At 70.7% G+C, this 12,459-nt stretch carries 4 protein-coding genes and 1 pseudogene; 3 read left to right on the plus strand and 2 right to left on the minus strand.

Annotated features, from left to right (window positions below; all coding sequences use genetic code 11):
• Positions 1 to 36 precede the first annotated feature (36 nt).
• Positions 37 to 930: an acetylglutamate kinase gene (gene argB, locus BMZ47_RS19540; RefSeq protein WP_007566258.1), complete on the minus strand. Its 894-nt coding sequence runs from the start codon at positions 928 to 930 to the stop codon at positions 37 to 39.
• Between the two features lie 346 nt (positions 931 to 1,276).
• Here argB and BMZ47_RS19545 point away from each other — a divergent pair, with 346 nt between their 5' ends.
• From BMZ47_RS19545 to BMZ47_RS19555, 3 genes are all read left to right on the plus strand, one after another.
• Positions 1,277 to 2,632 carry a UDP-glucose dehydrogenase family protein gene (locus BMZ47_RS19545; RefSeq protein ID WP_091863850.1) on the plus strand — a complete coding sequence of 452 codons (1,356 nt, stop codon included), beginning with the start codon at positions 1,277 to 1,279 and terminating at the stop codon, positions 2,630 to 2,632.
• A gap of 369 nt (positions 2,633 to 3,001) precedes the next feature.
• Entirely contained in the window at positions 3,002 to 10,444 is a 7,443-nt protein-coding gene (locus BMZ47_RS19550) for a type I polyketide synthase (RefSeq protein ID WP_208601072.1), read from the plus strand.
• Positions 10,441 to 11,808, plus strand: coding sequence for an aminotransferase class I/II-fold pyridoxal phosphate-dependent enzyme (locus BMZ47_RS19555; protein ID WP_007566264.1), 1,368 nt, complete (start codon positions 10,441 to 10,443; stop codon positions 11,806 to 11,808). Before BMZ47_RS19550 ends, BMZ47_RS19555 begins: the two co-directional genes overlap by 4 nt.
• Before the next feature lie 136 nt (positions 11,809 to 11,944).
• On the opposite strand, the pseudogene BMZ47_RS19560 reads toward BMZ47_RS19555, so the two are convergent.
• A pseudogene (locus BMZ47_RS19560) lies at positions 11,945 to 12,459 on the minus strand (polysaccharide biosynthesis/export family protein); the annotation flags it as partial.

A 12,459-nucleotide genomic window follows, 5' to 3' on the forward strand; every position in this document is an offset into this window, starting at 1 on the left:
TGGCCCATCGCCGTCCGCTTCGTGGCGACTGCCAGCTCAGCCCCGCCGGATCAGCGTGCCGGCACCGTAATCGGTGAACAGCTCCAGCAGCACCGCGTGGTTGACCTTCCCGTCCAGGATCACGACCGCCTCCACGCCGCGCTCGATCGCGTACATGCAGGTCTCGATCTTGGGGATCATGCCGCCCGTGATGGTGCCGTCGGCGATCAGGCGCCGGCAATCCTCCACGGTCAGCTCGGGAATCAGCTTCTTGTTCTTGTCGAGCACGCCCGGGACATCGGTGAGCAGCAGCAGGCGCTTGGCCCGCAGCGCGCCCGCGATGGCGCCCGCGAAAGTGTCGGCGTTGACGTTGTAGGTCAGCCCGTCGGCCCCGTAGGCCACCGGGGCGAGGACCGGGATCAGCTCCGCCTTCAGCACCGCGTCGAGCACGCCGCGCTCGACATGGTCCGGCTCGCCGACGAGGCCGAGATCGATGGCCTGCTCGGTGTGATTCTCGGGATCGATCACGGTCTTCATCGCCCGCTTGGCGCGGACCATGTTGCCGTCCTTGCCGCACAGGCCGATGGCCCGGCCGCCCTCGGCCGAGATCCAGCCGACGATCTGCTTGTTGATCGAGCCGGCCAGGACCATCTCGACCACCTCGACGGTGGCCTCGTCGGTGACCCGCAGGCCGCCGCGGAACTCGGACTGGATGCCGAGCCGGTCGAGCATCTTGCCGATCTGCGGGCCGCCGCCATGCACCACGATCGGCTTCACGCCGGATTGCTCCAAGAGGACGATGTCCTCGGCGAAATCCTCGGCCGCCGCGCGGTCGCCCATGGCGTGGCCGCCATACTTGATGACCACGATCTCCTGGTCGTAGCGCTGCATATGGGGCAGCGCCTGAGACAGGACTTCGGCGCGCACGTGCACGTTCGGCAATTCGGTCATCGCGGTCCTTCGCCGATCCTTTGAATGAGCCTCGGAGGGGGCTTGGGAGGGGGCTTGAAAGGGGGCTTGGCGGCGCCCGGCCTCGCCCGGCCGGCGGGCGCGCTTCTACAGGAAACCGCCCGCGCTGCGAACCCGCGAACACATATGTTCGGGGGCCGCGGCGGCGACAAGCTCCGGCCGGCGTCAAGCCGGCTTCGGGTCCACTGTCAAAAAACAGTCGTGTTTCCGCGGTGTTGCATCGTCGCGACAGAAACGGACGCTGCCGCGCGGCCCGGGTTGCATCGCCGCTGGTCCCGGATCATGCTGCATTGCAGCAAGCCGCGCGGCGGGCTGCCGGGAGGGCCGGATGCGGATTGCGATGATTGGGGCCGGGTATGTCGGCCTGGTATCCGGGGCGTGCCTGGCCGATTTCGGCCACAGCGTGGTCTGCATCGACCGCGACCCGGACAAGATCGCCAGCCTGAACGCCGGCCGCATGCCGATCTACGAGCCCGGCCTCGACGCGCTGGTCGCCGAGAACGTCCGCCAGGGCCGGCTCGCCTTCGGGACGAGCCTGCGCGAGGCGGTCGCTGAAGCGGATGCGGTGTTCATCGCCGTGGGGACGCCCTCGCGCCGGGGCGACGGCTTCGCCGACCTCTCCTTCGTGTTCGATGCCGCCCGCGAGATCGCCGCGGCTCTGTCGGGCTTCACCGTTGTGGTGACCAAGTCGACCGTGCCGGTGGGCACCGGCGACGAGGTCGAGCGCATCATCCGCGAGATCCGGCCCGAGGCGGACGTCGCCGTGGCGTCGAACCCGGAATTCCTGCGCGAAGGCGCGGCGATCTCCGACTTCAAGCGCCCGGACCGCATCGTGGTCGGCACCGAGGATCCCCGGGCCGAGGCGGTGATGCGCGAGGTCTACCGGCCGCTCTATCTCAACGCCGCGCCGATCGTGGTGACGAGCCGGCGCACCGCGGAACTGACGAAATACGCCGCCAACGCGTTCCTGGCGGCCAAGATCACCTTCATCAACGAGATGGCGGATCTGTGCGAGGAGGTCGGTGCCGACATCCAGCAGGTCGCCCGCGGCATCGGGCTCGACAACCGCATCGGCAGCAAGTTCCTGCATGCCGGCCCCGGCTACGGCGGCTCGTGCTTTCCCAAGGACACGCTCGCCCTGGTCAAGACCGCCCAGGATGCCGGCGCGCCCCTGCGGCTGGTCGAGACCGTCGTGGCGGTCAACGACCAGCGCAAGCGCGCCATGGCCCGCAAGGTGATCAAGGCCTGCGGCGGCAGCGTCCGGGGCAAGACCGTGTCGCTGCTCGGCCTGACCTTCAAGCCCGACACCGACGACATGCGCGAGGCGCCGTCCCTGTCGATCGTGGCGGGCCTGCAGGATGCCGGCGCCAAGGTCCGCGCCTACGATCCGGAAGGGATGGAGCAGGCGCGCGCCCTGATGCCGGATGTGGATTATGCCGAGAACGCCTATGCCTGCGCGGAGGGGGCGGACGCGCTGGTGATCGTCACCGAGTGGAACGCCTTCCGGGCGCTCGACCTCGACCGGCTGCGCCAGATCATGGCATCCGCCGGCCCCGCCCCGGTGCTGGTCGACCTGCGCAACATCTACGACCCCGAAACGGCCGAGCGCCACGGTTTCACCTATCGCGGCGTCGGACGATCCAAGGATAGTGCCAAGGATAAGGCCGGTCCGGACGCGTCTTGAGCGTCGGCCCGACGGCGTCGAGCCGTCGCATTGCGGCGCCTGATCTGCAGGCTGCTGCAAAGATGTCTTTGGAAAACCCCGGCGGCACCGCTAGACGGGGCCCGCCTGCCGGCGCGCAACTGTGGCATTTCGATGGTCGCGTGACCGTCTCAACAGGCGGTGAAGCGATGCAAACTTGGCATTTCGGGCGTCGGCACTGGACTGCATTCTGATGAATACATGTCACAGGCCACCGCAATCTGCCCGAGCAGGGATGACGTTGCCTGGGGGCAGGTTGGACACCGCAATGGTGCCACAGTAAGGGGTGAGAGGGTACTCACTCGTCGCGAGCCGAGCCGACTTCCGATAACGAGCGTGTGCGAACCGAACGTGACACAACGTACAGATATTGCGATCGTCGGACGCGCATGCCGACTGCCCGGGGCCCCCAACGTCGACGGGCTGTGGCAACTCCTGTCCGAGGGCCGCTGCGCCGTCAGCAAGGTCCCGAGTGACCGCTTCTCCCTCGACCGGTTCGCGCATCCGCGCGCCCAGGAGCGCGGGAAGAGCTACACCTGGGCCGCGGGCATCATCGACGACATCTGGTCGTTCGACCCGGCCGTCTTCGGCATTTCGCCCCGCGAGGCCGAGCAGATGGATCCGCAGCAGCGGATGCTGCTGGAACTGACCTGGGAAGCGCTCGAGGATGCGGGCCTGCGCCCGTCGAGCGTGGCCGGCAGCAACATCGGCGTATTCGTCGGCGCCTCCTCGCTCGATTACGGCAACCTGCGCATCCTCGATGCGGCCTCGGGCGACGCCTACGCGGCCACCGGCAACACGCTTTCGATCATCTCGAACCGCATCTCGTACATCTTCGACCTGAAGGGCCCGAGCTTCACGGTCGATACGGCCTGCTCGTCCTCGCTCGTCGCCTTCGACAACGCCGTGCAGGCGATCCAGTCCGGCCGCGTGGACACCGCCGTCGTGGCCGGCGTCAACGTGCTGGCGAGCCCGTTCAACTTCATCTGCTTCTCCACCGCGCAGATGCTCTCGCGCACCGGCCTGTGCCAGGCGTTCTCGAAGAACGCCGACGGCTACGTGCGCTCGGAGGGCGGCGTGGTGTTCGTGCTGCAATCGGCCGAGGCCGCGCGGCGCAACGGCGCCACCGTGCGCGCCCGGATCGTGGCGTCGGGCATCAATTCCGACGGCCGCACCACCGGCATCTCGCTGCCGTCGGGCTACGCTCAGGGCGCCCTGCTGGAGCGCGTGTACCGCGACGCGGGCATCCGTCTCGACGATCTCGCCTTCATGGAGGCGCACGGCACCGGCACGCCGGTGGGCGATCCGATCGAGGCCTCGGCCATCGGGACGAAGCTCGGGCGCGGCCGCCAGGCGCCGCTGCCGATCGGCTCGATCAAGACCAATATCGGCCACACCGAGCCGGTCTCCGGCCTCGCCGGCCTGATGAAGGCGACGCTGGCGCTGGAGCACGATCTCGTGCCGCCGTCGCTGCACGCGGCCGAGCTCAATCCCGACATCCCGTTCGACGAGCTTAACCTGAGCGTCGTCCGCGAGGCACTGCCGATCAACCGCGGTCCGCGCGAGCGCTATGCGGGCGTGAACTCCTTCGGCTTCGGCGGCACCAACGCGCACGTCGTGATCACCGACGGGAATTCGGGCGCGCAGGCGGAGGCCGATGCGCCGGCGCCGTCCGCCCAGGTGCTGCTGCTTTCGGCCCAGAGCCGCGCCGCCCTGAACGAGCTCGCCCTCGATTACGCCGAGCGCCTCGAAGCCGAGCCCGACCGGGTCGCCACGGTGGCCGCCGCCGTGGCGCATCGCCGCGAGCGCATGCCCGCCCGCCTGGCGATCGCGCTGGACGGCAAGACCGACGTCGCCGCGGCTCTCCGCGCGGTCGGCGAGGGCGAGGACGCCCAGGACGCCTTCACCGGCACCGCGGTGGACCGCGCCGCCGAAGTGGCCTTCGTCTATTCCGGCAACGGCAGCCAGTGGGCCGGCATGGGCCGCGAGGCCTACGAGGAGAACCCGACCTTCCGGGCCGCCTTCGACCGGGTCGACACCCTGTTCCAGACCTATGCCGACTGGTCGCTGAAGCAGGCCCTCTACGCCGAGGATCTGGACGAGCGCCTGGCGCTCACCAGCGTCTCGCAGCCGCTGATCTTCGCCATCGAGAGCGCCTCGACGGCGGCCCTCAAGGCCAAGGGGCTGATCCCCTCCTACGTGCTCGGCCACAGCGTCGGCGAGATCGCCGCCGCCGAGGCGGCCGGCATCCTCAGCCTCGAGGATGCGGTCCGGGTCATCTACTACCGCAGCCACCATCAGGAGACGACGCACGGCCAGGGCACCATGGCGGTGCTGCTGATGCCGGCCGAGGAGGTCGAGTCCTTCCTCAAGGATTACCCGTCGCTCGACATCGCCGCCTATAACAGCCCCAAGGCCGTCACGGTCGCCGGGCCGGTCGCCGATATCGAGGCCGCCCTCAAGGCCCTGTCGCGCAAGCGCCGCCGCGGCCGCAAGCTCGACCTCGCCTACGCCTTCCACGGCAGGCTGATGGACCCGACCGAGAAGCCGCTGCTGCGCGACCTCGCCGGGCTGAAGGCCCGCGCCGGCACCACCGCGATGGTCTCCACCGTCACCGGCAGCGTGCTGGAGGGCGACAATTTCGGCGCCGGCTACTGGTGGCGCAACATCCGCGAGCCGGTGCGCTTCAGCGAGGCCGTGCAGGATGCCACCCGTCGCGGCGCCCGCGTCTTCGTCGAGGTCGGCCCGCGCGCGACCCTGATGTCCCATGTCGGCGACGCCGTCGAGCCGCTCGGCATCGAGACCGCCACGGTCGGCGTGATGCACCGCAAGGCGTCGGGCGGCGACCCGATCGCCAAGGCGGTCAGCGCCGCCCTGGTCCAGGGCGCGCAGGTCGACGAGTCGCTGATCTTCGGTGCCGCGCCCCGGGGCGATGTCCGCCTGCCCACCTATCCGTGGCAGCGGCGCCCGTTCCGCCTGGCCGACACCCCCGAGAGCGTCGGCGCCATGAGCGCCCGCCCCTACCACCCGCTGATCGGCTCGCGGACCACCTTCGACGGCCTGGAGTGGAACGGCTTCGTCGATCCGGCCACCCTGCCCGAGCTGGAGGATCACCGGGTCGACGGCCAGGTGATCATGCCCGGCGCCGGCTTCGTCGAGATGGCGCTGGCCTGCGTCCGCGAGGCGATGCGCCACGACGAGGTGGTGCTGGCCGATTTCGAGATCCTCTCGCCGATGGTCTTCGCCGAGGAGGCCCTGCGCGAGGTCGCGGTACGCCTGTCCGGCACCGGCAACGGCATCCAGGTCCTCAGCCGCCCGCGCCTGACCCAGACCCCCTGGCAGCTCCACGCTCAGGCCAAGATCGTCGACGGCACGTTCACGGCCCCGAAGGCGCCCGACCTGGACGGGTTCGACTTCGACAGCGCCGGCGAGCAGGTCCTGAGCGGTGAGGCGCTCTACGCCCGGGCTCGCGCTTCGGGCCTCGGCTTCGGCCCGAGCTTCCAGCAGGTCGCCATGAGCGCCCGGCTGGATGACGCCACCATCGTCTCCGACCTGCTGCCGGCCGAGCCCGACACCCGCTTCGCCCTGGTCCCGCAGCGGCTCGACGCCTGCTTCCACGGGTTGATCCTGCTCTTCGCCGACCTGCTCGGCGAGAATGCCGGCAAGGCCTACATCCCGGTGCGCTTCGGCGAGGTGCGTCTGCTGCGCCCCGGCGCCGTGATCGCCCGCTCGATCATCCGGACGCGCCGCTGCAACGAGCGGTCGATCCTGGCCGACTTCACCCTGCTCGACGCCGACGGCGCGGTGGTCGCGACCATCCGCGAGGGCCGCTTCCAGGCCCTGCGTGCCAAGGGCGGCGGCGACCTCTCGGCCTTCGCGATCTCGCAGGTGCCGGAACTCGCCACCGAGCCGACCGCGATCCCGATGGAGCGCCGTCCGAGCGTGGCCGCGCGCCTGCGTCCGCTCACCGCCGAGGCGAAGGGGCCGGCCGATGCCGCCCTGTCGCCGGGTCACCTGCTGCTCGAAGGCTGGGCGACGTCGCTGGCCTACCGCCTCGCCTCAGGGCTGGCGGAAGGCGAGACCGTCTCGGTCACCGACCGGCGCGTGCCGGAGGCCCTGCGCCCCTGGCTGCTGAACGCCCTCTACGCCCTGGAGAGCAGCGGCCTGGCCGAGCGTGCCGGCCAGAACTGGACCCTGGGTGACGGCTCGGCGCTGCCGGCGCCGGACGAGATCATGCGCTGGATCGCCGGCGACCATCCGGATCTCTCCGCCGAGCTGGTGCTGATCGCCGATGTCGGCGCCATGGTCGACCGCCTGCTCGCGGGCAAGCTGACCGAGGCCCCGGCCCTGCCGCAGGGCGCCATCGACGCCTTCGTGATGCGCTCGGCCACCGCGCGCCACACCGCCGACCTGGTCGCCGAGCTGATCGAGAAGAGCCGCGGCCAGCTCCCGAAGGAGCGCGCCCTGCGGGTCCTGCAGGTCGGTTTCGGCCCGCTCTCCGCCCAGGCCGCGGCCTTCGCCGCCGCCGCCGAGGCCCGTCTCACCGTGTTCGAGGCCGACCGCCGGCTCGCCGAGCGCGCCCGCCTGTCGCTCACCAACGGCGCCGCCGTGGTCGAGGCGGCCGACGAGCTCGCCCCCGGCAGCTTCGACCTGATCCTGGCGGCCGGCAGCCTGCATCGCGGCGAGCGCGCCCTGCCGGGCCAGCTCGCCGGGGCGCTCGCCACCGGCGGCCTGCTGGTGGCCGTGGAGCCGGGCGCGTCCCTGTTCCGCGACCTCGTGTTCGGCCTCACCAGCGGCTGGTTCGAGGAAGCCGTCGGCGGCATGCCGGTCGGGCGCCTCGAGGATATCGAGGGCTGGCAGCGCACGCTCAGCGCCCATGGCCTGGTCAAGGTCGCGGTCGAGCGGGCGGCCTCCGCCAACGGCGACGACCTGCTGCTGGTCGCCGAGGCTCCGGTCCGTCCGGGCCCCGCCCCGGCCCAGACCTTCGCCTTCGTGATCGGGTCGGACGACGAGTTCGCGGCCGAGACCGCCTCCTCCCTGGCGACCCTTCTGGTCGCGGGCGGCGTGCATGTCTCGATCATCCTCGACTCCGAGACCTCGCTGATGGAGCTGGAGAAGGAGACCCCCGACACGGTGGTGTTCCTGGCCGGCGCCTTCACCCGCGGCGGCGAGGCGGCCGAGCGGCTGCGCGACCGCTGCCTCAGCCTGAAGCGCTGCGCCGAGCATCTCGGCGCCCGCCCGACCCGCCTCTGGGTCGTGGCGCCGGGCGCCACCCGCGATCGCGGCGGCCAGACCACCAACATCGAGGCCGGCGTGTGGGCCTTCTCCCGCACCCTGGCCAACGAGGCGCCGAACCTCGACGTGCGCCGGATCGACCTCTCGCCCGAGATGTCGTCGAAGCGCGCCTCCGAGCGCCTGCGCGACCTCATCCTCTCCGGCACGCCGGAGACCGAGATCGTGCTCGACGACGAGCGGACGCAGGTCGTGCGCTTTCATGCCGGCCGGCCGAAGCACCGGGATCCGGCGGATGCCGTCCCGGCCGAGGCCGCGCGCCTGGAGCGCAGCAACACCGGCGGCCTCAACGAGATGGTCTGGGGTCCGGCCGAGCGCCGCACCCCCGGCAAGGGCGAGATGGAGATCGCGGTCGAGGCCACCGGCCTCAACTTCCGCGACGTTCTGTGGGCGCTCTCGATGCTGCCCGAGGAGATCCTGGAGGACGGCTTCGCCGGCCCGCGGCTCGGCCTCGAATGCGCCGGCCGGGTCACGGCCGTCGGTCCGGGCGTGAAGGGCTTCAAGGTCGGCGACCCCGTCGTCGCCTTCGCCCAGTCGGGCTTCGCGACCCACATCGTGGTGCCCGAGCTCGTGGTCGCGCCGAGCCCGCAGGGTCTCGACCCGATGGCGGCGGCGACCGTGCCGGTGGCCTTCCTCACCGCCTATTACGGCCTCGTCTCCTGCGCCCGGATGCGGCGCGGCGAGTGGGTGCTGGTCCATGGCGGCGCGGGCGGCGTCGGCCTGGCCGCGCTGCAGATCGCCAAGCTGAAGGGCGCACGGGTCATCGCCACCGCCGGTTCCCGCGAGAAGCGGGCCCTGGTGAAGGCGCTCGGTGCCGAGCACGTGCTCGATTCCCGCTCCCTCGCCTTCGTGGACGAGGTCCGCGCGATCACCGGCGACGGCGTCGACATCGTGCTGAACAGCCTGTTCGGCGAGGCGATGGAGCGCTCGCTCAACGCGCTGCGGCCGTTCGGCCGCTTCGTCGAGCTGGGCAAGCGCGACTACGTCGCCAACACCCACATCGGCCTGCGCCCGTTCCGGCGGAACCTCAGCTACTTCGGCGTCGATCTCGACCAGGTGATCCAGCACCAGGGCGACGACGGTGCGCGGATGTTCCGCGAGGTGATGGCGCTGTTCAACGACGGCGGCCTCAAGCCCCTGCCCTACCAGCCGTTCACGGCGGCCGAGACTTCGGACGCCTTCCGGCTGATGCAGCAATCCGGGCATATCGGGAAGATCGTGATCAGCCCGCCCAAGGCCGGCACGATCATCAAGGATACGCGCCGTCCGTTCACGGTCTCGGAGAGCGGCGTCCACCTCGTCACCGGCGGGCTCGGCGGCTTCGGCTTGGAGGCGGCGCGCTGGCTCGTCGACAAGGGGGCCAAGCACCTCGTGCTCGCCGGCCGCAAGGGCGCGACCACCGACGAGGCCAAGGCGATCGTCGCCGAGCTCACCGGGCGCGGCGTGAAGGTCGAGGCCAAGGCGGTGGACATCACCAGCCGCTCGGCGGTCGACCGGCTGCTGGCGGAGATTGAGCAGGGCGGCAAGAAGCTCGCCGGCGTGCTCCATGCCGCCGCGGTCCTGCAGGACGGCCTGATCGCCAACATCGACGCCGCGGCGCTCGACACGGTGATCGGCCCGAAGGTGATCGGCGCCCAGCACCTGGACGCCGCCACCCGGGACCGGACCCTCGACTACTTCGTGATGTTCTCGTCGGCGACGACGTTCATCGGCAATCCCGGCCAGGGCTCCTACGTGGCCGCCAACGGCTTCATGGAAGGCCTGGCTCGCCAGCGCCGCCGCCGCGGCCTGCCGGCTCTGGCGGTCGCCTGGGGTGCGATCGGCGATGTCGGCATGCTCGCCCGCAACAAGGCGGTCATGGAAGGTCTCGCCGGCCGCGTCGGCGTCACCCCGATGGAGGCCCGTCGCTGCCTCGAGCTGATGGCCGACGCCCTGGAGGCCCAGGGGACCTCGCCGGACGAGGCGGTGATCGCCATCGCGGCGATGCATTGGGGCAAGGCGCGCGAGCGCCTCGCCACCATGCGCTCCCCGAGCTACGCCGATCTCGGGTCGGACCAGCAGGTGGAGGCCGGCGGCGTCCAGGCGATCAATATCGGCGCGCTCCTCAAGGGGGGCGACGTCGACGCGGTCCGCAAGACCGTGTCCGACGCGATCGTCGAGGACATCGCCCGCATCCTGCGCCTGCCCAAGGACGATATCAGCCGCGTGCGCCAGCTCTCCGAGATCGGCCTCGACTCGCTGATGGGCGTCGAGCTGGGTGCCAGCCTGCAGGAGCGCTTCGCCCTCGACGCGCCGCCCGCCGGCCTGTCGTCCGGCATGACGGTCAACGAGCTGTCGGAGTCCTTAATTCAGGCGGTTTCGGCCCCCATGGATGAGGCGGCCGGTGTCGCGATGAGCCTCGTCTCGAAGCATATCGGCGGTGAGATCGATGCGCAGATGATGGCGCCGCTCAGGGAACTCATCGAGCAGACCTCCAGCGAGATCAAAGAGACCAACTCATGACCGATACGGCACGGCCTGACGGCGGGCGCGCGGCGCTCGCCGGCTTCGTGACGAACCGCCTCGGGCGCGCGACCCCGCGCCCGGCCCCCGTCAAGGCGGCCTCCCCGGCCGGGAAATCGGCCGCGCAGAACTTCGAGAACCTGCCCGGCTACCGCGAGCTGCAGCTGCAGCGCCAGGCGGCGCAGCTGATCGGCCTGGGCAACCCGTTCTTCCGCGTCCACGACGCCAAGGCCGGCGCGACCACGCGGATCGACCAGAAGAGCTTCACCAACTTCTCGTCCTACGATTATCTCGGCCTGAACGGCCATCCGCGGGTGAGCAACGCGGCGCGGGAGGCGATCGAGGCCTACGGCACCTCGGCCTCGGCGAGCCGCGTGGTGGCGGGCGAGCGGCCCGGCCATATCAGCCTCGAACAGGCGCTGGCCAAGCACTACCGGACCGAGGGCTGCATCGTGATGGTGAGCGGCCACGCCACCAACGTCACGACCATCGGCGCCCTGCTGGAAGCCGGCGACGTGATCTTCCACGACGCTCTGTCCCACAACAGCATCGTCACCGGCGCGCAGCTCTCGGGCGCCCAGCGGCGCTCCTTCGCGCATAACGACCTCGACGCCCTGGAGAGCCTGCTCCAGAACACCCGCCACGAGCACCGCCGGGCGCTGATCGTGGTCGAGGGCCTGTACAGCATGGACGGCGACGCGCCGGACCTGGCCGGGCTCATCGCCCTCAAGAAGCGCTACGACGCTTGGCTGATGGTCGACGAGGCCCACGGCCTCGGCGTCACCGGCCGCACCGGCGCCGGGCTGTTCGAGCATTGCGGTGTCGACCCGAACGAGGTCGACATCTGGATGGGCACCCTGTCCAAGACGCTCTCGACCTGCGGCGGCTACATCTGCGGCCCGATCGCGCTGATCGAGTACCTCAAGCACACGGCCGGCGGCTTCGTGTACAGCGTCGGCATGTCGCCGCCGCTCGCCGCCGCCGCCGAGGCGGCCCTGGCGGTGATGCATGCCGAGCCGGAGCGGGTCGAGCGCCTGCGCCAGAACGGCACCCTGTTCCTTGCCACCGCCAAGAAGCTCGGCCTCGATACCGGCTTCAGCCTTGGCCTGGCCGTGGTGCCGATCATCGTCGGCGACTCGCTCAAGGCCGTGACCCTGTCGGACCGGCTCTTCCGCCGGGGCATCAACGTCCAGCCGATCATCCACCCGGCGGTGCCGGAGCGGGCCTCGCGCCTGCGCTTCTTCCTGACCTCCGAGCACACCGCCGACCAGATCCGCGACACCGTGAGCGCGGTGGCCGAGGAGATGGCGGCGATCGACAAGGGCGGCTCGCTGATCGAGCAGCTGCTGGCCAAGCGCGGCTGAGTTCCTTTCGGACTGCGCCGAGGTCCGGCGCGGTCCAATGCTCGAGAACGCAAACAGGGCGCGGAAGCCATCCGCGCCCTGTTTGCTTTTCCAGGATCTCGAAACCGCCGGCCCTGAGACCGGCGGGTCGTCCAGCCTACTTCGCGTAGGCGTAAGCCGTCGCCGCGGAGTTGAGCGGTCCGGTGACGCCGCTGAAGGCGGTCAGCACCTTCGACACTTCGGTGAAGGGCGCGTTGGAGACGTAGACGAGGTCGCGGTTGCGCATGCGGAACGCCTGGGTTGTGAACAGGCTGTTGGGGTCGCGCATGTTGATCCGGTAGACCACCGGCACCAGCGGCGTGCCGGTGAGCTTGGTGTTCGGGTTCAGGCGGCGCACCACGCTGGCGGGCTCGAACCGGAAGATGAAGGTCCCGGCCGGGTCGGCGGCGAAGTCCGACAGGCCGCGGGCCTTGGCCAGGGCCTGGGCCAGCGTGATGCCGTCGGCCTGGAACGGCAGCTCGGTCGCCTGGCCGAGCGCGCCCACCGCCAGGAAGGTCTGCGGGTCGCGCACCAGGGTGAGCACGTCGTTGGGCCGCAGGTAGATGTTCTCCTTGGGGTTCGACACCACCGTGGTCAGCGGCACCGTGGCGGTGACCGGACCGCGCGACAGGC

This window comes from Methylobacterium brachiatum (genome assembly GCF_900113845.1).
In the GTDB taxonomy this organism is placed as follows: Bacteria; Pseudomonadota; Alphaproteobacteria; order Rhizobiales; family Beijerinckiaceae; genus Methylobacterium; species Methylobacterium brachiatum.

Coding starts and splice junctions, on each gene's coding strand:
- argB (WP_007566258.1), bottom strand. CDS start 930: ATGACCGAATTGCCGAACGTGCACGTGCGCGCCGAAGTCCTGTCTCAG.
- BMZ47_RS19545 (WP_091863850.1), top strand. CDS start 1,277: ATGCGGATTGCGATGATTGGGGCCGGGTATGTCGGCCTGGTATCCGGG.
- BMZ47_RS19555 (WP_007566264.1), top strand. CDS start 10,441: ATGACCGATACGGCACGGCCTGACGGCGGGCGCGCGGCGCTCGCCGGC.